This window comes from Streptomyces sp. NPDC094143 (assembly GCF_040303825.1).
Lineage (GTDB): Bacteria > Actinomycetota > Actinomycetes > Streptomycetales > Streptomycetaceae > Streptomyces.
On the sequence record NZ_JBEOTZ010000003.1, the window covers coordinates 332,035 to 357,732 of the forward strand.

General features: G+C 73.4%; 17 protein-coding genes. 11 read left to right on the forward strand and 6 right to left on the reverse strand.

Annotated elements, in window-relative coordinates; translation table 11 throughout:
- Positions 1-5 precede the first annotated feature (5 nt).
- The 3 genes from ABTZ58_RS06250 to ABTZ58_RS06260 all read left to right on the forward strand — a co-directional run bounded on the left by ABTZ58_RS06250 (position 6) and on the right by ABTZ58_RS06260 (position 5,713).
- Entirely contained in the window at positions 6-2,246 is a 2,241-nt protein-coding gene (locus ABTZ58_RS06250; protein ID WP_351350916.1) for a bifunctional glycosyltransferase/CDP-glycerol:glycerophosphate glycerophosphotransferase, read from the forward strand.
- Positions 2,243-4,084 carry an arabinofuranosyltransferase AftB family protein gene (locus ABTZ58_RS06255; protein ID WP_351350918.1) on the forward strand — a complete coding sequence of 614 codons (1,842 nt, stop codon included), beginning with the start codon at positions 2,243-2,245 and terminating at the stop codon, positions 4,082-4,084. The genes ABTZ58_RS06250 and ABTZ58_RS06255 overlap by 4 nt, the downstream gene beginning before the upstream one ends.
- 72 nt (positions 4,085-4,156) lie before the next feature.
- Positions 4,157-5,713 carry a hypothetical protein gene (locus ABTZ58_RS06260; protein ID WP_351350920.1) on the forward strand — a complete coding sequence of 519 codons (1,557 nt, stop codon included), beginning with the start codon at positions 4,157-4,159 and terminating at the stop codon, positions 5,711-5,713.
- A gap of 14 nt (positions 5,714-5,727) precedes the next feature.
- Here ABTZ58_RS06260 and ABTZ58_RS06265 read toward each other — a convergent pair whose 3' ends face one another.
- Positions 5,728-6,141: an organic hydroperoxide resistance protein gene (locus ABTZ58_RS06265; RefSeq protein ID WP_309094114.1), complete on the reverse strand. Its 414-nt coding sequence runs from the start codon at positions 6,139-6,141 to the stop codon at positions 5,728-5,730.
- Between the two features lie 95 nt (positions 6,142-6,236).
- Here ABTZ58_RS06265 and ABTZ58_RS06270 point away from each other — a divergent pair, with 95 nt between their 5' ends.
- The gene (locus tag ABTZ58_RS06270; protein ID WP_502996016.1) at positions 6,237-6,752 is read left to right on the forward strand and encodes a MarR family winged helix-turn-helix transcriptional regulator; all 516 of its coding nucleotides are present in this window, start codon (positions 6,237-6,239) and stop codon (positions 6,750-6,752) included.
- On the opposite strand, the gene ABTZ58_RS06275 is transcribed toward ABTZ58_RS06270, so the two are convergent.
- On the reverse strand, positions 6,682-8,220 hold the full coding sequence (locus tag ABTZ58_RS06275) for a glycosyltransferase family 39 protein (protein ID WP_351350997.1): 1,539 nt from the start codon (positions 8,218-8,220) through the stop codon (positions 6,682-6,684). The two genes, ABTZ58_RS06270 and ABTZ58_RS06275, sit on opposite strands and share 71 nt — an antisense overlap.
- A 169-nt stretch (positions 8,221-8,389) precedes the next feature.
- Between ABTZ58_RS06275 and ABTZ58_RS06280 the strand changes: the two genes are divergently transcribed.
- Together ABTZ58_RS06280 and galE are read left to right on the forward strand one after the other, a co-directional pair.
- Positions 8,390-10,081, forward strand: a complete 1,692-nt coding sequence (locus ABTZ58_RS06280) for a glycosyltransferase family 2 protein (protein WP_351350924.1) — start codon at positions 8,390-8,392, stop codon at positions 10,079-10,081.
- A 111-nt stretch (positions 10,082-10,192) separates the two neighbouring features.
- The gene (galE, locus tag ABTZ58_RS06285) at positions 10,193-11,173 is read left to right on the forward strand and encodes a UDP-glucose 4-epimerase GalE (protein WP_351350926.1); all 981 of its coding nucleotides are present in this window, start codon (positions 10,193-10,195) and stop codon (positions 11,171-11,173) included.
- Between the two features lie 102 nt (positions 11,174-11,275).
- Here the strand turns inward: galE and ABTZ58_RS06290 are convergent, their stop codons facing one another.
- On the reverse strand, positions 11,276-11,902 hold the full coding sequence (locus tag ABTZ58_RS06290; RefSeq protein WP_309097402.1) for a TetR/AcrR family transcriptional regulator: 627 nt from the start codon (positions 11,900-11,902) through the stop codon (positions 11,276-11,278).
- A gap of 199 nt (positions 11,903-12,101) precedes the next feature.
- Here ABTZ58_RS06290 and ABTZ58_RS06295 point away from each other — a divergent pair, with 199 nt between their 5' ends.
- The 4 genes from ABTZ58_RS06295 to ABTZ58_RS06310 all read left to right on the forward strand — a co-directional run bounded on the left by ABTZ58_RS06295 (position 12,102) and on the right by ABTZ58_RS06310 (position 17,822).
- The gene (locus ABTZ58_RS06295; RefSeq protein WP_351350929.1) at positions 12,102-13,019 is read left to right on the forward strand and encodes an ABC transporter permease; all 918 of its coding nucleotides are present in this window, start codon (positions 12,102-12,104) and stop codon (positions 13,017-13,019) included.
- Complete coding sequence (locus ABTZ58_RS06300; RefSeq protein ID WP_351350931.1) at positions 13,012-13,830, forward strand: ABC transporter ATP-binding protein; 819 nt, start codon at positions 13,012-13,014, stop codon at positions 13,828-13,830. The genes ABTZ58_RS06295 and ABTZ58_RS06300 overlap by 8 nt, the downstream gene beginning before the upstream one ends.
- 135 nt (positions 13,831-13,965) lie before the next feature.
- Positions 13,966-16,161 carry a CDP-glycerol glycerophosphotransferase family protein gene (locus ABTZ58_RS06305; RefSeq protein WP_351350933.1) on the forward strand — a complete coding sequence of 732 codons (2,196 nt, stop codon included), beginning with the start codon at positions 13,966-13,968 and terminating at the stop codon, positions 16,159-16,161.
- 14 nt (positions 16,162-16,175) lie between these two features.
- Complete coding sequence (locus ABTZ58_RS06310; protein ID WP_351350999.1) at positions 16,176-17,822, forward strand: glycosyltransferase family 2 protein; 1,647 nt, start codon at positions 16,176-16,178, stop codon at positions 17,820-17,822.
- A gap of 76 nt (positions 17,823-17,898) precedes the next feature.
- On the opposite strand, the gene ABTZ58_RS06315 is transcribed toward ABTZ58_RS06310, so the two are convergent.
- The 3 genes from ABTZ58_RS06315 to ABTZ58_RS06325 form a co-directional block, all read right to left on the reverse strand.
- Positions 17,899-22,860, reverse strand: coding sequence for an NAD-glutamate dehydrogenase (locus ABTZ58_RS06315; RefSeq protein ID WP_351350935.1), 4,962 nt, complete (start codon positions 22,858-22,860; stop codon positions 17,899-17,901).
- Between the two features lie 480 nt (positions 22,861-23,340).
- Positions 23,341-24,006: an HAD family hydrolase gene (locus tag ABTZ58_RS06320; RefSeq protein ID WP_351350937.1), complete on the reverse strand. Its 666-nt coding sequence runs from the start codon at positions 24,004-24,006 to the stop codon at positions 23,341-23,343.
- 72 nt (positions 24,007-24,078) lie between these two features.
- Positions 24,079-24,594: a DUF6912 family protein gene (locus ABTZ58_RS06325; RefSeq protein WP_351350939.1), complete on the reverse strand. Its 516-nt coding sequence runs from the start codon at positions 24,592-24,594 to the stop codon at positions 24,079-24,081.
- Between the two features lie 342 nt (positions 24,595-24,936).
- Between ABTZ58_RS06325 and ABTZ58_RS06330 the strand changes: the two genes are divergently transcribed.
- Positions 24,937-25,671: an Rv3235 family protein gene (locus tag ABTZ58_RS06330; RefSeq protein WP_502996017.1), complete on the forward strand. Its 735-nt coding sequence runs from the start codon at positions 24,937-24,939 to the stop codon at positions 25,669-25,671.
- Positions 25,672-25,698 lie beyond the last annotated feature (27 nt).

Below are 25,698 nucleotides of genomic sequence, written 5' to 3' on the forward strand. Positions count from 1 at the left end.
AAGAAGTGCCCCGCTTCAGCATCATCGTCCCCGTCTACAACGTGCAGGGCTTCCTGCGCGAGTGTCTCGACTCGGTGCTCGGCCAGTCCTGCGGCGACTTCGAGGTGATCGCCGTGGACGACCGCTCGCCCGACGGCAGCGGCGCGATCCTCGACGAGTACGCCGCCCGCGACGACCGGGTGCGGGTGCTGCACCTGGCCGAGAACGTCGGTCTGGGCCGGGCCCGCAACGCCGGACTCGCCGAGGCGGCCGGGGACTACGTCCTGTTCCTCGACAGCGACGACCACTACACCCCGGGCCTGCTGGCGGCCGTCGCCGCGCGCCTGGGGACGACCGGTGACCCGGACATCCTGGTCTTCGACCACGTGCGCACCCACTGGTGGGGCCGGGGCGGGCGCAGTGAGGCGGCGGACCTGCTGGCCGCCGCGGGCCCGGAGACGTTCTCGGTCCGGCAGAGCCCGCAGTACCTGAAGCTGTTCCTGGTGGCCTGGAACAAGGCGTACCGGCGTTCGTTCTTCCAGGAGCACGGCCTTCGGTACGCGCCGGGCCTGTACGAGGACGCGCCGGTCACGTACCGGTCGATGGTGCTGGCGGAGCGCATCGCCTGCCTGGACCGGATCGGGGTGGAGTACCGGCAGCGCCGGCAGGGCGCGATCACCAGGACGCCGGGCCGCCGGCACTTCGAGATCTTCGCGCAGTACGAGGGCCTGTTCGCGTTCCTGGAGCAGCGGCCCGACCTCGACTGGGCGCGGCCGCTGCTGCTGGAGCGGGCGCTGGACCACATGCTGTTCGTGCTGGCCCGAGAGGACCGGGTGCGGCCCGCGGACCGGGGCGACTTCTACCGCGAGATCCGCTCCTTCCACCGCCGGCACCTCCCGGAGGGCGGCTTCCCGGAGCCGGACGGCTGGCGCGGGCTGGAGATGCGGCTGCTGGCCTCGGCGCCCTACGCGGCCTATGCGGCGGCCCGTGGGCTCAGGGACCTGCGCGCGGCCGCCCTGGGCGGGCGGCGCCGGGTGACCCGGAAGGCCTCGGAGACCGCCCTGCGCGGCTGGTACGGGGTCCAGTCGAGGCGCCCGCTCGATCCCCACCTGGCCGTCTACTCGGCGACCCACCACCGCGGGGTGACCGGCGACCCGGCCGCGATCTACCACAAGGCCCGTGAGATCGCCCCGCACATCCGGGGCGTGTGGGTGGTGCGACAGGACGCGGCGGAGGCGCTGCCGCCCGGCATCGAGCACGTGATCGTCGGCTCGCGGCGCTACCACGAGGTCATGGCACGGGCCACGTACTGGGTGAACAACGTCAACTGGCCCGGCACCCTGGCCAAGCGGCCCGGCAGCGTCCACATCCAGACGCACCAGGGCACCCCGCTGAAGTACATGGGCGCCGACCTGCTGACCAAGCCGGGCGCGCGGCACGGCTTCGACGTGCCGCAGATGCTGCGCCGGGCCGACCGCTGGGACTACAGCCTGGTCGCCGGGCGGCACGCGGAGCGGGCCTGGGGGCGGGCGTACCCGTGCCACTTCACCTCGCTGCGCACCGGCAGCCCGCGCAACGACGTGCTGGTCGGGGCCGGTCCGGAGCGGGGCCGGGCGGTGCGCGAGCGGCTCGGCATCCCCGCGGACCACACGGTGGTGCTGTACGCGCCGACCCGCCGGGACTACCGCAAGGGCGGCCATGTCGACCGGTTCGATCCGGCCCGGTTCGCGGCGGACCTGGGCCCGGGGCACACCCTGGTCGTCCGGCTGCACCCGTTCCTGGCCGGGGGTGTGGCGCGCGGTCTCGGCCTGTCGGACCTGCACCGGCGGGGCGTGCTGGTGGACGCGACGGACGAGCCGCACGTCGAGGACGTGCTGCTGGCCTCGGACGTCCTGGTCACCGACTACTCCGCCCTGATGTTCGACTACGTCCTGCTGGACCGGCCGGTCGTGGTGCACGCCGACGACTGGGGCGCGTTCGCGGCCAGCCGGGGCGCGTACTTCGACATCACCGCCGACGCGCCGGGCCATGTGTCGCGCTCGTACCGGGAGCTGGCCTGGCTGTTCGCGTCCGGCACCTGGCAGGACCAGGAGGCGGCGCGGCTACGCTCGGGCTTCCGGGAGCGGTACTGCGAGTTCGAGGACGGGCGGGCCGCCGAGCGGGTGGTCCGGCTGCTGATGCTGGGCGAGCGGGGCGGCGCGTTGCTGCCCGCGGCCCGCCGGACCGAGGGCGTGCCCGCCCGCTCCGAGGCGCTGATCGGCAGATGACGACACCCACGACCCCCGAGGCCGTCCCCTCCCTGCCCGGCCAGCGGGCCGCCTCGCCCCGGCCACCGGCCGCCACCGGGTGGCCCGGGCCGGTGCGGTGGTGGCACGCGGCCCTGGTCGCCGTACCCACCGCGGCCCTGTTCGTGCTGGGCTACCGGCGCCGCTGGATCTGCGACGACGGGCTGATCTACCTGCGCCCGGTCCGGCAGATCCTGGCGGGCCACGGGCCCGTGTTCAACGTCGGGGAGCGGGCGGAGAGTTCGACCGGCACCCTGTGGCAGTGGCTGCTCGCTCTCGCCACCTGGGTCACCGGCGAGGACCCGGCGTTCCTCGCGGTGGGCCTGGGCCTGCTGCTGAGCACGGCCGGGTTCGCGCTGGCCCTGTACGCGACCTGCCGGCTGCACCGGGGCGCGGGGCCGCTGCTCCCGGCCGGGGTGTTCGTGCTGCTGGCCGTGCCGCCGTTCTGGTCGTACATGACCTCGGGCCTGGAGAGCGGGCTGGGCGCCTGCTGGACCGGCCTGGCGTGGTGGCTGCTCACGCGGGTCCGGCGGGGCCAGGAGGGCCGGGAGAGGTACCTCGCGGCGTTCGTGTTCGGGCTGGGGCCGCTGGTCCGGCCGGATCTGGCGGTGGTCACGGCGTGCTTCCTGGCGGCGCAGTGGTGGGTGCTGCGGCCGTCCCGGCGGGGCGTCGCGGCGCTGCTGGCGTCGGCGGGCGCGGTGCCGCTGGCGTACGAGGTGTTCCGGGCCGGGTACTACGGGATCCTGGTGCCGCTGCCGGCCATCGCCAAGGAGGCGAGCGCCAGCCACTGGGGCCGGGGCGCCGGGTACGTGCAGGAGACGCTCGGGCCGTACTGGCTGTGGCCGGTCGTGCCCGTGCTGGGCGCGCTGGCCGTGCTGCTGGTGCGCCGCGCCCGGCGGCAGCGGGTGGAGCGGGCACCGGGCCGCGGCTCGCTCGCGGTGCTGCTGGCACCCTTCGCGGCGGGCGCGCTGCTGGCCGGGTACGTCGTGCGCGTCGGCGGCGACTACATGCACGCCCGCATGATCCTTCCCGCGCTCCTGCTGCTGCTCCTGCCGCTGCTGGTGGTGCCCGCGAACCGGGTCACCGGTGCGGCGGGCGCCCTGCTGGTGGTGTGGCTGTGCGCGGCGGTCAGCCCGCTGCGGACGCCGTTCGACGTGCGCAGCACGCCCGGCTCGTTCAATGTGCGCAGCTCCGACGTGGAGGGCCTCGGCGACCACAACCCGGTGCGCACCGCCACCTGGGTGCGCAACTGGCCCGCCCTGCCGGAGGGGCGCCGCATGCTGGCGGAGGCCGCCCGTTCGCCCCGCCCGACACTGCTGTACTTCGACGCCGGGCGGCGGCTGCACGCCACGCCGATGCGCGCGGACTCCCCCTACCACGTGGTGATCGTGGGGCGTCACCTCGGTGTCACGGGGGCGGCGGCACCGCTGGACGCCTATGTCAACGACGCCTGGGGGCTGGCCAGTCCGATCGGCGCGCATCTCGCGCTGGAGCGGTGGAGCTGGCCCGGGCACGAGAAGTTCCTGCGCAACCACTGGGTCTTCGCCGAGTGGGCGGTGCGCAACCCACCGCACCGCGACCTGCTGCGGGCCGGGGCCACGCGGGAGTCGGTCGAGGCGGCCCGGGCCGCGCTGGGCTGCGGGCGGCTCGCCGAACTGAAGCAGTCGGTGCGGGCGCCGCTCACCGCCGAGCGGTTCTGGCACAACCTCACCGGGTCCTTCGAGCGGACGCGGTTCCGGTTCGCGCGCTGGCCGGCGGCGGCGGAGACGGCGCTGTGCGACGGACCGGCGGCAGGTGGGCGTAGCGGGCTCACCCGATGAAGTGACGCGGGGTCAGGGCGGGCGTGCGGCCGGGAACATTCGGCGCATGCCCCAGACCCCCCTCCCTCTCCTGTGAGCGTCCCGCTCCTCGTCCGGCGGGCCGTGCGCGGCGCGACGGCGCTGCGCGGCGGCCGACCGGGACGGCCCACCCCGTACCAGTTCTACGGCGCCCTGTTCTGGCTGGTGATGACGCTGGCGTACTGGCGCGTCCCGCTGTGCTGCGACGCCGGGCAGCACGCGGCGGTGATCGAGCGCCTCAGGGACGACCTGCTGCACCCGGCCCACACCATGGCGGACCTGCCGGGCGAGGGCAGCCCCTACTACGGCCCGTACGCCGTCGCGCAGGGCGTGCTGGCGCGGCTGACGGGGCTGTCCGGCTGGGCGGTGGTGAAGCTGGCCGGGCCGGTGCACCTGCTGGTGCTGCTGGCGGGGCTCGGCCGGTTCGTGCGGAGCCTGACCGCGCGCCCCTGGGCGCCGGTGCTGGCGCTGCTGTTCATGACGCTGCTGTGGGGCACCACGCGGATCCTGTGGAGCGGCTATCTCGGGCTGATGTCGATGACGGCGAACCTGGGCTATCCGTCCGCGCTGGCCATCGGCCTGACCTTCTGGGCCTGGGCCTGGACGGACACCCGGGCCCGGGAGGACGCCGCGGTGCGGTTCGTCGGCCCGAGCGGGCTCGGCGGCTGGTGGGGGTACGCCGGGATCGGCGCCCTGTACGCGCTGATCCTGCTCACGCATCCGGTCACGGCCGCCTCGGCGCTCACCGGGGCGGTGGCGGTCGTGGCGTCCCGGCAGCGCGGCTGGCGCCGGCCGGTCGTGGCGCGCTGGGCGCTCACCGCCGCGACCTGCGCGGCTTGCGCCCTGGCGTGGCCGTACTACGACGTGCTGGAGCTGGTGGGCGACACCGGCATGGACGCGATGCACCGGCAGTTGTACGAGCGGATGCTCGCCAACTCCTGGCTGGCGCTGCTCGGCCTGCCCGCGCTGTGGCTGCGGGCCCGCCGCTCGGCGCGTGATCCGCTGGTGTGGATGTTCGCGCTGGAGTGCCTGCTGGTGGTGTACGGCTGGGTGAGCGGGCACTACACCTACGCCCGGGCCCTGTGGGCCGTGCTGGTGCCGTTGCAGTTCGCCCTGGCGGTGGAGCTGGCGTCGCCGCGGCCCTGGAGCCGGGCCCGCAGGGTGCTGGGCGGGGTGGCGGCGGCCGGGGTGTGCGCCGGGTTCCTCACCGTGCACGCCGGGGCGGTCGTGCCGCGCTCCGTCGACCCGGTGGGGTTCGCACAGCCGACGCGCTGGCCGTCGTACGACTGGGCGGCGCGGCACATCGGGCGGGGCGAGGTGGTGATCACCGACGGGTACTTCGCGAGCCACGCCCTCGCCGGTCACGGGCCGAACCTCGCCGCGCCCATCTGGCCCGACCCGGCCCTGGCGGAGCCGGAGCGCAAGCGCCGGGCCGCCGACGTGCGCGCCTACCTCGCCCGCGACTCGACCCGCGCCGAGCGGGCCGCCGTCGTCCGCCGCTACCACGTGCGCTGGCTGCTGCTGACGCGCTGGCACCCGGTGCCCGAGGAGGCCGTGGTGGTGGCGTGGAGCGGACGGACGGGGGAGGTCCTGGCGCGGGTCGGGGAGTGACGCGCGGCGGGTGACTACTCGATGACGAGGTCGACGTCGATGTTGCCGCGGGTGGCGTTGGAGTACGGGCAGACCTGGTGGGCCTGCTCGACCAGCTTGCGGCCGGTCGCCTCGTCCACGCTGTCGGGGAGCTCCACCCGGAGGGTGACGGCGAGCCCGAAGCCCTCGCCCTGCTTGCCTATGGAGACCTCGGCGGTCACGGCGGCGTCGCTGACGTCGACCTTGGCCTGGCGGCCGACCAGGCCGAGGGCGCTGCCGAAGCAGGCGGCGTAACCGGCGGCGAAGAGCTGCTCGGGGTTGGTGCCCTGGCCGTTGCCGCCCATCGACTGGGGCACACCCAGGGCGAGGTCCAGCACGCCGTCGGAGCTGACGGCCCGGCCGTCACGGCCGTGGGTGGCGGTGGCGACAGCGGTGTAGAGCGCGTCCATGGAAAAACCTTCCCTCTCGGTCGTCGTTCGGCGGCCCGCTTCCGGGCCGCCCGACACCCAGGATTAGAGCACACAATTAAGTTGTGTGCAATTGAATGGCGGGCGCGAGCTATCCTGGAGGCATGAACACGCAGGACGACGCCTGGCTCCGCCTGGACCAGCAGATCTGTTTCTCCCTGCACGCGGCCTCCCGCGCCTTCAACGGCGTCTACCGCGTGATCCTCAGGGATCTGGGGCTCACCTACCCGCAGTACCTGGTGATGCTGGTGCTGTGGGAGCACGGCGAGCTGCCCGTGAAGAAGCTCGGGGAGCACCTGCGGCTGGACTCCGGCACGCTGTCGCCGCTGCTCAAGCGGCTGGAGGCGGCCGGTCTGGTGCGCCGGGAGCGCAGCGCGCGCGACGAGCGGTCGGTTCAGGTGCGGCTCACCGAGGAGGGCACCGTGCTGCGGCGGCGGGCCCTTGAGGTGCCGCGCCGGATCGCCGCCTCGACGGGCTTCGAGGCCGCCGAGATCCGCGCCCTGCGCGCCCGCCTCGACGAGCTCACCACAGCGCTGGACGCGGCCGCGCTCGCCGGGGCGCCGGGCGGCTCACCGGCAGCCGGGCCGTCGTAGCGGCACCGGGCGGCACCTCGGCGGACCGCCGCCGCACGTACAGGCGCAGGACCACGTCGTCCCGGACGTGCTCCTCGCGGACGGTGAACTCCCCCGCCAGCACGGCCAGTTTGATGCGCTCCACGGGGTCGGCCGGTGGCCGGCCCGGCGCCAGCGCGTACCGCTCGGCGACCAGCCAGACGCGGTCCACCGAGGCGAGCCGCTGCCGCAGCTCCCGGGGCGTCGCCTCGCGCCCCCACAGGGTCCCGGACCGGGGCGCCGACTCCCGCAGCGCGATGTCCCGCACCCGGGCGAACCCCTTCGGGTAGGCCAGCGCGGCCAGCCTGCCGACCGACGGCACGAACAGCACCGGATCGCCGGGGCGCATCTGGCGGACGGCCAGCGCGGAGACCACGGCGAGGTTGTCCGGGCGGTGCTCGGCCGAGCGGTCCTGGCGATGAACGGGCAGCTGGTGCAGAAAGGTGGCGGTCAGCGCGAGAGCGCCCGCGCATCCCACCAGGGCGTGCGCCTGCCGGCCGCCGATCCGCACCCGCCGCCCGTCGAACCGCACCCGCCCCAGCGCCCCGGCCACCCGCCCGGCCCCGGCCGCGATCAGCAGGGACCCGCCCGCCAGCGCGTACAGCACGTACCGGTCGTGGTACAGCGGCCGGACCTGGGAGACGGTCAGCAGGATGCCCGGCGGCACCACCAGCAGCGGCAGCGCGACCGCCGCCGTGCGCCGCGCCCGCAGCCCCGCGGCCATCAGCAGCAGCGGCACCCACAGGGCGGCCCCCTCCGGGCCGGGCGCGAAGTTCCGCGCCAGCCGCACGACCCGGTCCCAGCCGGGCGTCACCAGCCACGCCACCTGCCCGGCCTGCCCGTGCGAGACCCACACCAGCGGCAGCACGAGCAGCACCACCGCGCCCGCCGCGCGGCCCCAGCCGGACCACACCCCGCGGGGAACCCGCCACAGGGCGAGGGTCAGGGCGTGCGCGCAGAGCACCAGCACGGCGAACTCGTGCAGCAGACAGGTCAGCGCGAGGACCGCCCCGTACGGCCACCACGCCCGGGCTCCGCCGGTGTCCACGGCCCGCACCAGCAGCAGCGTCGCCGCCGCCCCGCCCGCCGCGACGAGCGCGTACGACCGCCCCTCCTGCGCGTAGTGGCCGGTCATCGGAGTGATCGCGTACAGGACGCCGGCCCACAGGCCGACCCGCCGCCCGGCCAGCCGGACGCCCAGGGCCGCGACCAGGCCTGCGGTCGCGGTCGCCGCGGCCACGGACGGCAGGCGCAGCACGACCTCGCCCGGGTGGACGGCGAGGACGGCGTGCATGACCAGGTAGTACAGGCCGTGCACCGCGTCCACGTCGTGCAGCAGCCGCCAGATCTGCGGGACCGTGCGCTGCGCGACCTGGAAGGTGACACTCTCGTCGCCCCACATGCCGCCGCGGTCCAGGCCCCACAGTCCGACCGCGAGCATCACCGCCATGGGAACCGCCACGGGGACCACCGATGGCGGCACGCGTGTGCCGAACCGGCCGCTCCCCCTCGCCTGTCCGATCGTCACGGCCCGATTCTGCGGGGTAATAGTACGATCAGCGGCATTTGATGGTGTGTTATCACTTTCATGTCATTCACCCGGCTTACGATCCGCGGTGATGGATGCCGTGAGGAATGCCGACAAGGACGTGGCCGTCGTGGTCATCGGCTACGACGACGCCGCCCATGTAACGGACGCCGTGCGCTCGGCGCTCGGCCAGGGCCCGGCCGTGCGGGAGGTCATCGCCGTCGACGACTGCTCCACGGACGGCAGCGCGGACCTGCTCGGCCGGCTGGCCGCGTCGGAGCCCCGGCTGCGGGTGATCCGGCGGCGGGTCAACAGCGGCGGCTGCGGCACCCCGCGCAACACCGGGCTCGACGCGGTGACGGCGCCGTACGTGATGTTCCTGGACAGCGACGACGTGCTTCCGCCCGGCGCGGTCGACGCGCTGCTCGCGGCGGCTGCGGGAGCCCGCGCCGAGGTGGTGGGCGGCCTGTGCGTGCGCAGGGAACTGCCCTCCGGCCGCGAGGTCCCCTGGCAGCCCGGCCTCTACGCCCGCCACGCCGTGGTGCCGCGGCCCGCGCGGCGGCCCCGCCTGGTCCACGACACGCTCTGCGTCAACAAGCTCTACCGGACCGGCTTCCTGCGCGCGCACCGCATCCGCTTCCCGGAGGGCCGCTTCCCCTACGAGGACGTCGTCTTCACCGCGCGCGTGCTGGCGGCGGCGCCGCGCATCGCCCTGGTGCCGGACCGGGTGTACGTCTGGCACGTGCGGCGGTCCGCCGAGCGGCTGTCGATCTCGCTGGACCGGGCCGGCGTCGACAACTGGCGGGCCCGTACGGAGGCGTGCCGGCAGGCGTACGAGATCCTGCTGGGCGCCGGGCAGAAGGAACTGGCGCGGGCGGCGCGCGCCAAGTTCCTCGACCACGACCTGCGCATGTACCTGCGCGAGCTGGGGTTGCGTGACACCGCCTACCGGCGTGCGTGGTGGGAGCTCACGCGGGCGCATCTCGCGCAGTACGACGCGGACGACTGGGCGCGCAACCCGGTGGCTCCCGGCCGGCTGGCGGGGCGGGTCGTCCTGGCCTCCCCGGAGCCGCGCGACCTGCCCCGGCTGCGGGAGCTGGCGGCCCGCCCGGCCCGGCTCCGCCCGCCGTACGCCCGGGCCGCCGACGGCACGCCCGTCTGGTCCGGCGACCTGCCCCAGGTGTCCCTCGAACCCCTGCTGAGCGCTCCGGTGCGGACGCTTCCCCTCGCGGTCGACGCCGCGCTGCGGCCCCGCGCGCGGGACACCCGGCTGCGGCTGCGTCTGCACGAGCTGTACGGGCGGGTGGGGCGGGCGGGACCGCAGACGGTGGAGGTGGAGTGGTGCCACCGGGACGACGCGGCTGTGGTGATCCGCGGCGGGACGGCGGCACTGGTGCCGTGCACGGAGGCAGGCGGGCCAGCCCCGGAAGGCGAGGTGCCGGGTGAACCGGCCGGGTCCGACATCTGCGGACCGGCCGAGACCCCCGCCACCTGGTCGGCCGAGGTCGGTGTCGACCTCTCCGAGTTCGTCGCGCTCGGCGCGGGCACCTGGGATCTGCGCCTCCGGGTCCGCTTCCGCGACGGCGGGAGTCGTGAGGTCACGGCGCACGCGCTCACGGGTGCCGGTCTGCTGCGCCGCCGCGCCGTCCCGAGCGCCCGGCGCGGCGTGGTACTCGTACAGCCGTACCCCACCCACTCCGGCGCGCTGGCGCTGCGGGTGGCACCGGGCGTACGCGGTGTGCTGTCCGTCGTACGCCGGAGGCTGCGGCGCCTGCTTCACTGACAGCTCCATGAGGCACCGCGAGGCACCGCGAGGCACCGCGACCCACCGCGACCACGACGGACCAGCGCCACGCACACCACCACGGGCCAACTGACGAGGGGACGGCCGCACATGACCTGGTTGATCACCGGCGGCGCCGGCTACATCGGCGCGCACGTCGTACGGGCGATGACCGCGGCGGGGGAACAGGCGGTGGTGTACGACGACCTGTCCACCGGCATCGCCGAGCGCGTGCCCGACGGGTTGCCGCTGGTGGTGGGTTCCACCCTGGACGCCGAGCGGCTCGCGCGCGCCCTCGCGGACCACGAGGTCACCGGCGTCGTCCACCTCGCGGCGAAGAAGCAGGTGGCCGAGTCGGTCGAGCAGCCGTTGCGCTACTACCGGGAGAACGTCGAGGGCCTGCGGATCCTGCTGGACGCGGTGACGGCGGCCGGGGTGCCGTCCTTCGTCTTCTCCTCCTCCGCTGCGGTCTACGGCATGCCGGACGTGGACCTGGTCACCGAGGAGACGCCCTGCGCGCCCATCTCCCCGTACGGCGAGACCAAGCTGGCCGGCGAGTGGCTGGTGCGCGCGACGGGCCGGGCGACGGGGCTGTCGACCGCCTCCCTGCGCTACTTCAACGTGGCCGGCGCGGCGAGCCCGGAGCTGGCGGACACGGGTGTCTTCAACCTCGTGCCGATGGTCTTCGAGAAGCTCACGCGGAACGCGCCGCCGCGCGTCTTCGGCGACGACTACCCGACCCCGGACGGCACCTGCGTACGGGACTACATCCACGTCGTCGACCTGGCCGAGGCCCATGTCGCCGCCGCCCGGGTCCTGCGCTCCGCCCCCGGCCGCGACCTCACCGTCAACATCGGCCGGGGCGAGGGCGTCTCCGTGCGCGAGATGATCGACCGCGTCAACGCCGTCACCGGCTACGACCTGCCGCCCGAGGTCACGCCCCGCCGCCCGGGCGACCCGGCCCGGGTCGTCGCCTCCGCCGACCGCGCCGCCGCCGAGCTGGGCTGGAAGGCCCGGCACGACGTCCAGGACATGATCGCGTCGGCATGGCAGGGCTGGATCCGGCTGCACCCGGAGGCCGCGCGGCGCTGATCCGCTCTGCTCGACCGGCCGCCGCCCCACTCGGACCGGCCGCCCGCCCCACTCGGACCGGCCGCCGCCCCGCCCGGACCCGCTCCTAGAAGGGGCAGGTCGTCACAGCGCCCGCAGCGCCCCCGCCGTCGCCGTCGCCAGCGACCCCAGGTAGCCCTTGGGCAGCTTGGGGCTGCGGATCACCACCGAGCGCCAGTACAGCGGGCCCGAGATCAGGTCGAGCGCGAGGTCGTGGTCGAGGCCCGCACGCAGCTCCCCGCGCCGCTGCGCCGCCGTGACGATCCCGGTGGCGACCCCGTCCTGGCCCTCCCGCAGGGCCTTCCGGAGGGCCTCGGCGATCTCGGGGTTGCGGGCCGCCTCGGCCTGGAGGTCCGGGATGACCTGCGAGGCGACGGGGTGACGCAGGGCCCGGGACGTCACCTCGTACAGCAGCCGCAGGTCGCCCTCCAGCGAGCCGGTGTCCGGCGCGGGCAGGCCCTGCACGGCGAGGGCCGAGACGATGTCCAGGACCAGGTGCAGCTTGGAGCGCCAGCGGCGGTAGACCGCCGTCTTCCCGACCCCGGCCCGACGCGCGATCCCCTCGATGGACATCCGCGCGTAGCCGACGGCCGCGAGCTCCTCGAACACGGCCGCCCGGATGGCTTCCGTCACGTCCTCCCGCAGCACGGCCGCGCCCGCGGGGGCCCGGCGGCGCGGGGACGGCTGGGGCTCGTCGGGCTTCGTCGTCATGCCGGACAGCATAGGGCGTCACGACGAAACGGTTGCGTTCCGACGCTCGTTCGGCTTACGCTCACGTTGCGACGATACGGTCCCGTCCCGACGTAAAGAGTCGTGCAGGTTGCGGTAAAGACCCTCCCTTCCGTCCCGCCCTGCGCGACCTCCGGTCCCTTCCCCCCCTCCCCACCCCCCCCGAGCGAAAGCAGCGGATGTGAGTCAGGTCCTCCACTCACCGCCCCAGGCCCAGGCCCCGGCCCCCGCCGACGACCTCGCGGCCCTCGCCGCCCGCCACGGCCTCTCGGTCAGCGGCGCCCGCCCGTCCCTGCCCGAGTACGTCCGGCAGCTGTGGGCCCGCCGCCACTTCATCACCGCGTTCGCCACCGCCAAGCTCACCGCCCAGTACAGCCAGGCGAAGCTCGGCCAGGTCTGGCAGGTGATGACCCCACTGCTGAACGCGGCGGTCTACTACTTCATCTTCGGCGTCCTGCTCGGCACCAAGCACGGCGTGCCCGATTACGTCCCGTTCCTGGTCACGGGCGTGTTCGTCTGGACGTTCACGCAGAGCTCGATCATGGCGGGCACCCGGGCCATCTCCGGCAACCTCGGCCTGGTGCGGGCCCTGCACTTCCCGCGCGCCGCGCTGCCGCTGTCGTTCTGCCTCCAGCAGCTGCAGCAACTGCTGTTCTCGATGGCCGCGCTGGTCGTCATCCTGCTCTGCTTCGGCGTGCCGGTCGGGGTGTCCTGGCTGCTGGCGGTGCCGGCGCTGTTCCTGCAGTTCACGTTCAACGCGGGCGTCTCCATGGTCGTGGCCCGGATGGGCGCCAGGACCCCCGACATCGCCCAGCTGATGCCGTTCGTGCTGCGCACCTGGATGTACGTCTCGGGCGTCATGTGGAGCATCGACAAGCTGGCGGACAAGGACAGCCTGCCGCGCGTGGTGACGGTCCTGCTGGAGACCAACCCGGCCGCGATCTACATCGACCTGATGCGCTTCGCCCTGATCGACAGCTTCCACGCGAGCCAGCTCCCCGCCCACGTGTGGGCGATCGCCGTCGGCTGGGCGCTGCTCGCCGGGGCCGGCGGGTTCATCTACTTCTGGAAGGCTGAGGAGACGTACGGCCGTGGCTGAGCACCCGAGCGAGAAGATCCCCACCGTCGTCGCCGACGGCGTCGACATCGTCTACCGCGTCAACGGCACCGGCGCCGGACGCGGCTCCGCGACCGCCGCCCTCAACCGCATCGTGCGCCGCAGGCAGACCGAGAAGGCCTCCGGGGTGCGCCGGGTGCACGCCGTGAAGAACGTGTCCTTCGTCGCCTACCGGGGCGAGGCGATCGGCCTGATCGGCACCAACGGCTCCGGCAAGTCGACCCTGCTCAAGGCCGTCGCCGGGCTCCTGCCCGTGGAGAACGGGCACATCTACACCGACGGCCAGCCCTCCCTGCTCGGCGTCAACGCGGCCCTGATGAACGACCTGACCGGCGAGCGCAACGTGCACCTCGGCGGCTTGGCCATGGGCATGACCCGCGAGCAGATCAGGGAGCGCTACCAGGAGATCGTCGACTTCTCGGGCATCAACGAGAAGGGCGACTTCATCACGCTGCCGATGCGCACGTACTCCTCCGGCATGGCGGCGCGGCTGCGGTTCTCCATCGCCGCCGCCAAGGACCACGACGTGCTGCTCATCGACGAGGCCCTGGCCACCGGCGACCGGTCCTTCCAGAAGCGCTCCGAGCAACGCATCCGCGAGTTGCGCAAGCACGCGGGCACGGTGTTCCTGGTCAGCCACAACAACAAGTCGATCCGCGACACCTGCGACCGCGTGCTGTGGCTGGAACGCGGGGAGCTGCGCATGGACGGTCCGACGGAGGACGTCCTGAAGGAGTACGAGGCGTTCACCGGCGAGAAGGCACCGAAGCCCAAGGCGAAGGCGTCCGCCTGAGGGGTCCGCCTCCCCCGGATGCGCGGTTGCCTGGTGTGAGCGTCCCGTTCCCTCGTAAGGCGCACTCGATCGGCCGTTTCGTCTCGTTGGTGGCAGCATGACCGCGTAGGTGCAGCCGCGAGAAGGGGGCCCGTGATGGCCGAGCTCAGCGTCATCGTCCACGGGCCGAACGTGCAGGGCCACCTCACGGAACTGCTCGATTCCCTCGCCGCCCATCCGCTCCCCGACGCCGAGGTGATCGTGGCCGCGGTCGGCGACTGGGCCCGGGAGACGGCCGAACGGCACACCCCGGACGTCCAGGTGCTGCCGCTGCCGGACGGCACCGGCGACGCCGCGGCCCGGGCGGCGGGCGCGGCGCGGGCCTGCGGGCGCTGGCTGCACTTCGTCCACGCCAAGGACGGCCTGCCCGCCGGCGCCCCGCGCCTGGTCGCCGAGCGGGTGGCCGAGCTGCCGTCCGAGGTGGACGTCCTGCTGCTCGACCACGTCCGCAGCACCTGGCGCAGCACCGGCCTGCCCTCCCCCGACGGCTCCCTGCTCGCCCGGGCGGGCCGTGCCGACGTCGCCCTCGACGACTGCTCGCCGTTGCTGCGGCTGACCCCGTTGCTGGGCACCAGGGTCCTGCGCGCGGAGTTCTGGAGGGCGCACGTGCGGCACTTCACCACCGACGACGAGCCGTACGCGGCCCTGGCGGCGCTGCTGCTCGCCGACCGCGTCGCCTGCCTGCCGCACGTGGCCTACGAGGACCGCCGGCTGCGCCCCGCGAGCCTGCCCCCGGTCACGCCCGAGCAGCGCTACGGCCTCGCCGCGCGCTATGAGTCCCTCCTCGACCTCGCCTCGGGCCGCCGGGCCGCCCACACCGTGCTCTACGACGTCATGGTCCGCGACTGCCTGCGCACCTTCGCCCGCGGCGGCATGGAGGAGAAGGTCGCGCGGGAGTTCTTCCGCCGGGCGTCCCTGGCCGCCCTGCGCCGCCGCCCCGAGGGCTACCGCCATCCGGCCGGCCTCGAAGGCGTCCGCCGCTCGCTGCTCCAGGAGGGCGCGTACGGCAGGTACCGGGCCTTCCAGGCCGTCAACCGCACCCGCCGCACCGCAAGGTCGGCCGTACGCGCCCGCAGGCGCCAGGTGGGGGCCAAGCTCCGCGACCACCAGTACCGCAGGGCGCTCGGCCGCCCGGTCAACCAGCACCTGGCGGTGTTCTCGGCGTACTGGAACCGCGGGGTCGCCTGCAACCCGGCCGCGATCGCCGCCAAGCTCGCCGCGCTCGCCCCGCAGATCCACCCGGTGTGGGTGGTCAGCGCGGAGAACGCGGCCCTGCTGCCGCCCGGCACCGACCACGTCGTGCCCGGCACCCGCCGCTACTGGGAGGTGCTGGCCACCGCCAAGTACCTGGTCAACAACGTCAACTTCCCCAACGCGGTGGTCAAACGCCCGGACGCGATCCACGTCCAGACCCACCACGGCACACCCCTGAAGCGCATGGGCCTCGACCAGATGGCCTACCCGGCCGCCGCCCAGGGCCTGGACTTCCAGGCGCTGCTGGAGCGCATCGACAAGTGGGACTTCAGTGTCTCCGCCAACAGCCACACCACCCGCATGTGGGAGCGCGCCTACCCCTCGCGCTACGTCTCCCTGGACCACGGCTATCCGCGCAACGACGTGTACTACACCGCCGGCGCCGCCGAGATCCGCGCAGTCCGCGACCGTCTCGGCATCGCCCGGGGCCGGCGGGCCGTCCTCTACGCTCCCACCCACCGCGACTACGAGGCCGGCTGGACGCCCCGCCTGGACCTCGCCGCCCTCGCCGACCGCCTCGGCGACGACACGGTCCTCCTCGTGCGCGGCCACTACTTCTACGGCGGCGCCGCCTCCCCCCTGACCAACCTGCGCCGCACGGGCCGGATCATCGACGTCTCCTCCTACGACCCGGTCGAGGAGCTGTGCCTGGCGGCGGACGCCCTGGTCACGGACTACTCCTCCATCATGTTCGACTACGCCAACCTCGACCGGCCGATCGTGATCCACGCCGACGACTGGGAGACGTACCGCACGACCCGGGGCGTCTACTTCGACCTGATGGCCGAGGCCCCGGGCCCGGTCGCCCGCACCCAGCAGGAGCTGACGGAGATCCTCACCACCGAGGCCTGGCGCGACGAGGGCGCGGCCAAGACCCGGGCCGCCTTCCGTCGCCGGTTCTGCGAGTACGACGACGGACGCGCCGCCGAACGCGTGGTGCGCCGGGTCTTCCTCGGCCAGGACGAGAAGGACCTGCCTCCGGTGCTGCCGATCGAGGAGCGCACCCCGGCCCCCACCCCGCAGGAGGCGACCGCATGAGCACCCAGGACGTCATGAGCACCCCCGACGTCACCGTGACGGTCATCGTCTACAACGACGCCGAACGCCTCCCCCGCGCGGTGGCCTCGGTGCGCCGGCAGACCCACGCGAACATCGAGATCATCATCAGCGACGACCACTCCACGGACGCGACCTCGGCGGTGGCCCAGCGGCTGGCGGCCGAGGACCCCCGCATCCGCCACCTCCGCCTGGAACGCAACAGCGGCGGCTGCAGCGCCCCGCGCAACCGCGCCCTGGAGATCGCCCGGGCGCCGTACCTGATGTTCCTCGACAGCGACGACGAACTCCCCGACGACGCCGTCGCCCTGCTGCTGGCCGCGCACCGCGAACGCGAGCTCGACTTCGCCATGGGGGCGGTGCAGCGGATCCGCGTGGACAACGGCCGCCGCTCGACGTGGATGCCGCACCTGGTCGCCGAGCGCCGCACCCTCGACGGCATCGAGTCCGACCCGCGCCTGCTCTTCGAGCACCTGTCGACGAGCAAGATGTACGCCCGCGCCTTCCTCGACCGGCACGGCCTGCGCTTCCCGGAGGGCATCCACTACGAGGACCAGCTGTTCTCGGCGCAGGCGTACTGCCTGGCCAAGTCGTTCACGATCATCCCCGAGCCGGTCTACCGCTGGTACGTGGCCCCCTACGCGGCCTCCGACGCGGCCTCGATCTCCAACCAGCGGCACAAGCTCGCCAACGTCCGCGACCGGATCCACGTGCAGCGCCTCATCGACGCGTTCCTCGCCGAGAGCGGCCACGAGTCGCTGCGCGAGGACAAGGACCACAAGTTCCTCAAGCACGACTTCCGCATGTACGCCGGTGACCTGCCCTACCGGGACGACGCCTGGCTGACGTCCTTCGCCGACCTCGTCACCCCCTATCTCGACACCCTCACCCCGGGCGCGTTCGCCCGGCTGCCGCGGGCCGAGCGCGTGGTCGTGCAGCTGATCCGGGACCGCCGGTTCGCGGACGCCCGCCTGGCGTCCAGGGGCCTGGGCCACGGCGTCGGCCCCCGCCAGGTCGCGACGGACGGCGCCGGGCGCGCCTACTGGGGCGACCGGGTCCCCGCGTCCGCCTGGGCCCGCCGCGAACTGGACATCACCGACCTGGAGCTGGAGACCCGCCCGTTCCCGAGCGCCCAGTTCCGCCACGAGATCACCGAGATCACCCGGGGCCCGGGCGCCTCGGTCGACCTCACGATCCGCACCCACGACCCGGCCCGGCGCCTCCCGGTCGGCCCTCAGCGCGCCACGCTGCTCATCGCCCCCGGGGGCCGCCGCCTCCACGTCCCCTTCCGCCTCTGCCCCGTGCGGCCGGGCCTGTTCGAGGGTCACGCCCATCTGGACCTGGCGGCGGCCTCCCTGCCGCTGCAGGGCTTCGCGGGCGTGCGTCACCCGCTGCTCCGGCTGACGCACCAGGGCCTGTCCCACACCGGCCTGCTGCTGGCGCCCCTGACGTTCCCGACGCTGACGACCCTCGTCCCGTCCCACCGGCTGACGGTGGAGCCGGAGGGCCACGGCCCGGGCCGTCTCCAGGTCCGCTGGGAGCCGGTGGGCGTGACGGCACGGGTGATCCGCCCGGTGGTCCGGCGGGTGGCCCGACCGAAGGTGAGACGGGCGGCCCGCCTGGTGGCGAGCGCACTGCGCTGAGCGGATTCCCGGCCCGGCCGGAAGCGGAGACGCCCCGGACCGTTCCCGGCCCGGGGCGTGCTCGCTGTCGCGGGCGTTACGAATGCGTCCGCAGCAGGGTCCTCATCGTGCGCATCGCCACCGAGAGGTTCGCCAGGTCGAACGCGTCCGAGCCCTGGATCTCCTCCAGCGTGGTGCGGGCCCGGCCCAGGATCGCCGCGTTCTTCTCCTCCCAGGCCTTGTAGCGCTGCTCGGGCGTCGAGGTGCCGTCGCCCACGGCCAGGACGTCCGCGGTCAGCGCCGCGTGCGCCGCGTACAGGTCCTCGCGGATCGCCGCGCGGGCCATGGACTGCCAGCGGTCGGCGCGGGGCAGCTCGATGATGCGGTCCATGAGCTGGGTGATGCGCAGCCGGTCCGCCAGGTCGTAGTAGACCTCGGCGACGTCCAGCGGTTCCCGGCCCATGCGGTCCGCGACCGAGACGATGTCGAGCGTCGGGAAGGCGGAGGAGAAGCCCGCCACCCTCGTGGCCAGCTCGTCCGGAACTCCGGCGCCCGTCAGCTCGTCGTAGATCTTCTGGTACCACTCCAGGTCGGCGCCGCGCAGCAGCTTCGGCAGCTGCGACCAGACCTGCTCGACCCGGTCGGCGAAGAAGTCGACCGTCTCGGCCAGCTGGAGCGGCTGCGGCCGGTTGTTGAGCAGCCAGCGCGTGCCGCGCTCCACCAGGCGGCGCGAGTGCAGCCGGATGCGGGTCTGGACCTCGGCCTCGACCCTGTTGTCGAGGGACTCGACCGCGTCCCACACCGGGTACTGGCGGAAGATCGCCCGGGCCGCCGTCTGCGCCCGCACGATCTCCTCCAGCGACGCGCCGGTCTCCTCGCGCAGCCGGTGCAGGTAGGTCGTGCCGCCCGTGTTGACCGTGTCGTTCACCAGGACCGTCGTGGTGATCTCGCGGCGCAGCGGGTGGCTGACCAGGTGCTCGGGGAACTGCTCGCGCAGCTCCTTCGGGAAGTAGGCGTGCAGCAGCGTGCTGAGGTACGGGTCGTCCGGCAGCGAGGTGTGCAGCAGCTCCTCGGCGACCGTGATCTTCGTGTACGCCATCAGCACGGCCGTCTCCGGCCCCGTCAGGCCCTGGCCCTGGGCGAGCCGCTCGCGGATCTGCCGGTCGCTGGGCAGGAACTCCAGCGCCCGGTCGAGGTGCCCCTCGCGGACCAGGTGCTTCATGAAGCGCTGCTGGGCGTGGAGCATGGCGCCGGACTGGGCGAGGGCGTTGGCGATCGCGGTGTTCTGCGCGTAGTTGTTGCGCAGCACCAGCCGGCCGACCTCGTCGGTCATGTCGGCGAGCAGCTTGTTGCGCTGCTTGACGGTCATGTCGCCGTCGGCGACCAGGCCGTTGAGCAGGATCTTGATGTTCACCTCGTGGTCGGAGGTGTCCACGCCGGCGCTGTTGTCGATGGCGTCGGTGTTGATCCGGCCGCCGTGCAGCGCGAACTCGATCCGGCCGAGCTGGGTCAGGCCCAGGTTGCCGCCCTCGCCGACGACCTTGACGCGCAGGTCCTTGCCGTCGACGCGGATGGCGTCGTTGGCCTTGTCGCCGACGTCGGCGTTCGACTCGGCCGAGGACTTCACGTACGTGCCGATGCCGCCGTTCCACAGCAGGTCCACCGGGGCCTGGAGGATGGCCTTCATCAGGTCGGCCGGGGTGAGCTTGGTGACCTTGGCCTCGATGCCGAGGGCCTCGCGGATCTGCGCGTTGACCGGGATCGCCTTGGCCGTGCGCGGGAAGACTCCGCCGCCCGGCGACAGCAGCTCGGTGTTGTAGTCCGCCCAGCTGGAGCGGGGCAGCTCGAACAGGCGGCGGCGCTCGGCGTAGGAGGTGGCGGCGTCCGGGTCCGGGTCGATGAAGATGTGCCGGTGGTCGAAGGCGGCGACCAGGCGGATGTGCTCGGAGAGCAGCATGCCGTTGCCGAACACGTCGCCGGACATGTCGCCGATGCCGACGACCGTGAAGTCCTCGCTCTGCGTGTCCACGCCCATGTCGCGGAAGTGCCGCTTGACGGACTCCCAGGCGCCGCGGGCGGTGATGCCCATGCCCTTGTGGTCGTAGCCGGCGGAGCCGCCGGAGGCGAAGGCGTCACCCAGCCAGAAGTTGTACTTCTCGGCGACCTCGTTGGCGATGTCGGAGAAGGTGGCGGTGCCCTTGTCGGCGGCGACGACGAGGTAGGTGTCGTCCTCGTCGTGCCGGACGACGTCGGCCGGGGGCACGACCTCGCCCGCGACCATGTTGTCCGTGATGTCGAGCAGCGCCGAGATGAACGTCTTGTAGCTGGCGATGCCCTCGGCCATCCACGCGTCGCGGTCGACGCTCGGGTCGGGCAGCTGCTTGGCGACGAACCCGCCCTTGGCGCCGACCGGCACGATGACGGTGTTCTTCACCATCTGCGCCTTGACCAGGCCGAGGATCTCCGTGCGGAAGTCCTCCCGCCGGTCCGACCAGCGCAGGCCACCACGGGCGACCTTGCCGAACCGCAGGTGCACACCCTCGACCCGGGGCGAGTACACCCAGATCTCGAACGCGGGGCGCGGCGCGGGCAGGTCGGGGATGGCCTGCGGGTCGAACTTCATGGAGACGTAGTCGTGCGGCTTGCCGCCCGCCGCCTCCTGGAAGAAGTTGGTCCGCAGGGTCGCCTTGATGACCGTGAGGAAGGACCTGAGGATCCGGTCCTCGTCGAGGCTGGCGACCTGGTCCAGGGCCGCGTCGACCTCCTCCAGCAGCGCGTCCACGATCTCGTGTCCCGCCCGCTGCCGGTCCGGCGACATCCGCGCCTCGAACAGGGAGACGAGCAGCCGCGTGGTGTGGACGTTGTTGCGGAGGGTGTCCTCCATGTAGTCCTGGCTGAACGTGGACGCCGCCTGGCGCAGGTACTTCGCGTACGCCCGCAGCACCATCGCCTGGCGCCAGGTCAGTCCGGCGCTGAGCACGAGGGCGTTGAAGCCGTCGTTCTCCGCCTTGCCGGTCCAGGTGGCGGCGAAGGCGTCCTGGAAGCGCTCGCGGGCGTCGTCGCCGAAGTAGTCCGCGCTGCCGCCCTGGGGGCGGGGGATGCGCAGGCCGAAGTCGTAGATCCAGGCCACGCTCCGGTCCGAGCAGCGCAGCTCGTAGGGCCGCTCGTCGACGACCTCGACGCCGAGCCGGTTGAGGACCGGCAGCACCGCCGAGAGGGAGATCGCGTCACCCGTGCGGTAGATCTTGAAGCGGCGCTCCTCGGGGGCGGCGCCCACCGGCTCGTAGAGGCTGAGCGCGAAGTCCTGGCCCTCCTCGGCGTTCAGCTGCTCCAGGTGGACGAGGTCGGCGACCGCGGCACGCGGGTTGTGGTCGGCCTTGTAGCCCTCGGGGAAGGCGTGCGCGTAGCGGCGCATCAGCTCGGCGGCGTGCTCCTCGCCGAGTTCGGCGTTGAGCGCCTCGGCGAAGGCGTCCTCCCAGGAGCGGGCGGCCTCGACCAGGCGGGCCTCGATGCGCTCCTTGTCGGCGTCGGACAGCTGCTCCAGCTCGGTGCCCTGTGGGACCCGGACCACGAAGTGCAGCCGGGACAGGATCGACTCGGTGTTCCACGCCGTGAAGTCGACGCTGATGCCGCCGAGCTCCTCCTTCAGGATCTCGATGATCCGCAGGCGGACGGCGGTGGTGTAGCGGTCGCGCGGGAGGTAGACGAGGGCCGAGTAGTAGCGCCCGTACTCGTCCTGGCGCAGGTAGAGCCGCAGGCGGCGGCGCTCCTGGAGGTAGAGGACGGAGGTGACGATGGCGCGCAGTTCGTCGACCGGGGTCTGGAACAGCTCGTCGCGCGGGTACGTCTCCAGGATCTGCAGCAGGTCGCGCCCGTCGTGGCTGTTGGGTGAGAACCCGGCCTGCTCCAGGACCTCCTCCACCTTGCGCCGGATCACGGGGACGCGGCGCACGGACTCGGTGTAGGCGGCTGAGGAGAACAGCCCGAGGAAGCGCCGCTCGCCGATGACGTTGCCGTCGGCGTCGAACTTCTTCACGCCGATGTAGTCCAGGTACGAGGGCCGGTGCACGGTCGACCGGCTGTTCGCCTTGGTCAGGACGAGCAGCTTGTGCTCGCGGGCCTTGGCCCGGGCGTCGGCGGGCAGCCGCTCGAAGGACGGGCTGACCGGGTGGCTCTCCTGGTCGGAGTGGTGCGGGTCGGCGCGCAGGATGCCGAGGCCGGTGCCGGGCACGGCGGCCAGGGAGTCGTCGTCGCGCAGCTGGTACTCGCGGTAGCCGAGGAAGGTGAAGTGGTCGTCGGCCAGCCAGCGCAGCAGCTCGCGGGCCTCCTCGACCTGGGGGCCGGGCAGGTCGCCGGGGATGGACTCCTCCGGCAGCCCCTCCGCCAGCCGGATCGCCGCGTCCCGCATCTTGCCCCAGTCCTCGACGGCCTCCCGGGCGTCGGAGAGCACGCGCAGCAGGTCGGCGGTGATCTGCTTCAAATCGGCCCGGTCGGTCTCGCGGTCGATCTCGACGTGGATCCAGGACTCGACGTGCGCGTCGTGCGGCAGGTCCGCGGCGCCGGTCGCGGGCGTGGGCAGGACCTCGACGAGCTTGCCGGTGACATCGCGCCGCACCACGAACTGGGGGTGGATGACCACGTGGATGCCGCGCCCCTGCCGCGTCAGCTCGTTGGTGACGGAGTCGACGAGGAAGGGCATGTCGTCGGTGACGACCTCGACGACCGAGTGGCTGCAGGTCCACCCGTTCTCCTCGACCGTGGGCGTGTGAACCCGCACGTTGGCCGTGCCCTGGGGGCGGTTCTCGGCCAGCCGGTAGTGCGATACGGCGGCTCCGAAGACATCGACCGGGTCGCGGTCGGCGAGGTCCTCCGGGGCCGTGTGCAGGTAGTAACGCTGGAGGAACGTGAGCAGGGACTCGCGGTCCGGGGCTCCCTGGGCGTCTGGGGTCTCCTCGCCCGTCGACCCGGTCGGTAGGTGCCCCCCGACCGGGCTGTTCTCAGCTACCCGGGCGGCCCTCTCGAGCAACTCGGCCTTGGCTTCGTCCAGCTTGGTCTGCATTGTCCTCTGGCTCCTGTCGCGCGCCGTTGCGTGACGTAGAAGGAAGTACGGCCTCTGCGCTTACGACGTCACGTCGTGACACGGGGTATCCGGTCTGTACCGACGCTATGCCGCAAAGTGAGATGAGCGGGGGTGTCTGAGCCATTCTTGAGCTGCTCCACCGGTGTGACGCCGCTCTCCGCGACGCCTGGGTCCTGGTGGTGCTCGGCGTCCCGGGAGCCCTCGATGCCCCGTCCCGCCCGCGAGGACCAGCGACTGCCGCCCGGACACGGATGTCGTCCGTGCTCACCGGGCGCAGGGCGAGGACGTCGGCGTCCCCGCGAACTATCGCGCTGATCACGCCACCAAGGCTATCGCTCCTTACTGGGCCCCCGTCATGAGCCGTATGTGTACAAAACCAGTCCTGGAAGTTTGACGTTCTGCACAGTGCGCGCGCTCGGACGCGGGGCATCGGCCGTCATCGGGCCCCGGAGCACCCGGCTACGCCGCGAGCCGCTGCGCCTCCTCGACCGCTTCCTCCAGCGTGTCCACGACCGGCACCCCCACCGTCTCCAGGCTCGCCCGGCTGTGGGACCCCCCGGTGTACAGCACGGCCCGGGCCCCCACGTGCAGCGCGGCCACCGCGTCGTCCGCGGCGTCCCCGATCACCACCGTGCGCTCGGGAGCCACCCCGTTCAGCGACCCCAGATGCCGCACCATGTGCTCGGCCTTGCTGCCGCCCGACGGCCCGGTCCGCCCGTCCACGCGTATGAAGTGCGGCTCGATCCCGAACCCGCGCACCAGCGGCACGAGCTCCTCGTGCACGTACATGCTCAGGATCGACTGACTGCGTCCCCTCGACCGCCACCCGGCCAGCAGTTCCTCGGCGCCCGCCGTCAGCCCGCACCTGACCCGGTGCTCCGCGTAGTACCGGTGGAAGATGTCGTCCATCAGCTCCCACTCGGCCTGCGTCGGCAGCCGCCCCATCAGCCGCTCGTAGAACTTCGGCACCGGCACGCAGTACAGCTCCCGGTACTGCTCCAGCGTCAGCGGCTCCAGGCCCAGCTCGCCGAAGGCCGCGTTCGTCGCCCCGATGATCGCGTCGATGTCGTGGAACAGCGTCCCGTTCCAATCCCAGACAATGTGCGCGCCCGTCTTCGTCCCCATGCCCAAAACGTACCCGCCCCCACTGACAATCAAGAGAACAGCGCCTCAACGCGCCCCCGTGCGCGGGTCCGCTCAGTGCCCGCGGCCGACCAGGTTGGGGATCTCCTGCGTGGCGAACCACAGCAGTTCGTGGTCCTCCGCCCCGTCCACGACGAACTGCGCGTCGTCGTCCCCGCCGTCCGCCGCCGGCAGCGCCTCGGCCGCCGCCGTCACATCGGCCTCCGCGTCGGGCGCGTCGACGTGCACGGACGCCGCCTTGGACAGTGCCACGGCGCCCGCCACCCGCACCTCACCGAGCGCCGCCGGGTCCAGGCCCCGGTCGGGGTCGGCGCTCGCGACCCGGTCGGGCACGTCCACGGCCACCACCACCCGGCGCCGGGGCGCGTCCGGCGCGGCGGCCAGCAGCCGCAGCGAGGCCAGGGCGGCACGGCTGAGCGCCGCGTACTCCAACTCCTCGATGTCGTCGGAGAGGTACCACTCGCGCAGCGCGGGCGTCACGGCGTAGGCGACGAACGGCCCGGTCCCCAGCTCACCCGTCTGGTACGCCTCGGCGAGACCGGGGAGGGTCATGGGCACGTAGACACGCATGGCTGGCCGCTTTCGTGGTCGGTCGGTGGGTCGTGTCCGGGTCGGACGCTCCGGAGAGGGCTTCCGGACAGGGCTTCAGAATACGTGCGCCGCGTCCCCTTTCGGGTCCCGTCCCGGGACGCCGGACGCGTCCACCCCGGGCCGGAGATTCACCCGGCTCCTCCCCGGGCGGCCGGGCTCCACGCCCTGCTGATCACCCGGATAGGTGAACATTCCGGCGCCCCCGACGCGCGGTCCGCTTCCTTGCTCCGGCCCCCTCCGCCCCCGTACAAGATCACCACTCGAAGTTACTCACCGGTATCCACCGGTCCATTGGAACGGGGACCCCCCATGCACAAGGTCATGACCAGGACCCACCGCCGCCCGCCCACGCGCCGGGACGAGCACCCCTTCGACGCCCCGGCCGGCACGAGCCCCCGCCCCCGCGAGGCGGCCCCCTCCCTCACCACCGGAGACGCCGGCTCGCCACCCCTCAGCCCGACCGGCCCGCCCCGCGTCCCCGGTGGCGGCCCGCCCCGCACCCCGGCAGCCGGCGGCCGCCCCCCGGCCTCCGCACGCGCCAAACGCCCGTACACCCGCCCCGCCGACACCCGCCCGCCCACCTCCCCGGGCAGCCGCCGCCCCGCCGCCCCCGCCGCGCGCAGGGGCCCGCACGGCACCACGCCGCCGTCGTCGGACGCACCCGGCCCGGCGTCCGGGCAGACCGTCCCCCGCGTCCCCGCCCACGCTCCCCGACGGACCCTCCCCACGGACGTCTTCGCGGACCTCCTCGTCGCCGTCCTGAGCGGCCACCGCCCCGTCCACGCGATGCTCCGCCACACCCGCGGCCGCGCCTACGACGAGCTGACCTGGCTGGCCGAACGCGGCCCCCTGCACACCCGCGGCGCCCGCCCCGTCGTCCGGGACATCGGCTACTTCGAACCCCGCCCGGGCGCCATCGAGGCCTTCGCCCGCATCGGCGCCGGCGACCGGCTGCGCGCCATGGCCTTCCGCCTGGAACTCGGTCAGGACCTCCGCTGGCGCTGCACGGCGGTGGAACTCGGCGGCCCCCGCCCACCCCGCCCCGACGCCGACTGAGCCGCCGCCACCGGCGAGGAGGACCCG

Coding starts and splice junctions, on each gene's coding strand:
- ABTZ58_RS06255 (WP_351350918.1), top strand. CDS start 2,243: ATGACGACACCCACGACCCCCGAGGCCGTCCCCTCCCTGCCCGGCCAG.
- ABTZ58_RS06265 (WP_309094114.1), bottom strand. CDS start 6,141: ATGGACGCGCTCTACACCGCTGTCGCCACCGCCACCCACGGCCGTGAC.
- ABTZ58_RS06270 (WP_502996016.1), top strand. CDS start 6,237: ATGGCGGGCGCGAGCTATCCTGGAGGCATGAACACGCAGGACGACGCC.
- ABTZ58_RS06275 (WP_351350997.1), bottom strand. CDS start 8,220: ATGGCGGTGATGCTCGCGGTCGGACTGTGGGGCCTGGACCGCGGCGGC.
- ABTZ58_RS06280 (WP_351350924.1), top strand. CDS start 8,390: ATGGATGCCGTGAGGAATGCCGACAAGGACGTGGCCGTCGTGGTCATC.
- galE (WP_351350926.1), top strand. CDS start 10,193: ATGACCTGGTTGATCACCGGCGGCGCCGGCTACATCGGCGCGCACGTC.
- ABTZ58_RS06290 (WP_309097402.1), bottom strand. CDS start 11,902: ATGACGACGAAGCCCGACGAGCCCCAGCCGTCCCCGCGCCGCCGGGCC.
- ABTZ58_RS06305 (WP_351350933.1), top strand. CDS start 13,966: ATGGCCGAGCTCAGCGTCATCGTCCACGGGCCGAACGTGCAGGGCCAC.
- ABTZ58_RS06310 (WP_351350999.1), top strand. CDS start 16,176: ATGAGCACCCCCGACGTCACCGTGACGGTCATCGTCTACAACGACGCC.
- ABTZ58_RS06315 (WP_351350935.1), bottom strand. CDS start 22,860: ATGCAGACCAAGCTGGACGAAGCCAAGGCCGAGTTGCTCGAGAGGGCC.
- ABTZ58_RS06320 (WP_351350937.1), bottom strand. CDS start 24,006: ATGGGGACGAAGACGGGCGCGCACATTGTCTGGGATTGGAACGGGACG.
- ABTZ58_RS06325 (WP_351350939.1), bottom strand. CDS start 24,594: ATGCGTGTCTACGTGCCCATGACCCTCCCCGGTCTCGCCGAGGCGTAC.
- ABTZ58_RS06330 (WP_502996017.1), top strand. CDS start 24,937: ATGACCAGGACCCACCGCCGCCCGCCCACGCGCCGGGACGAGCACCCC.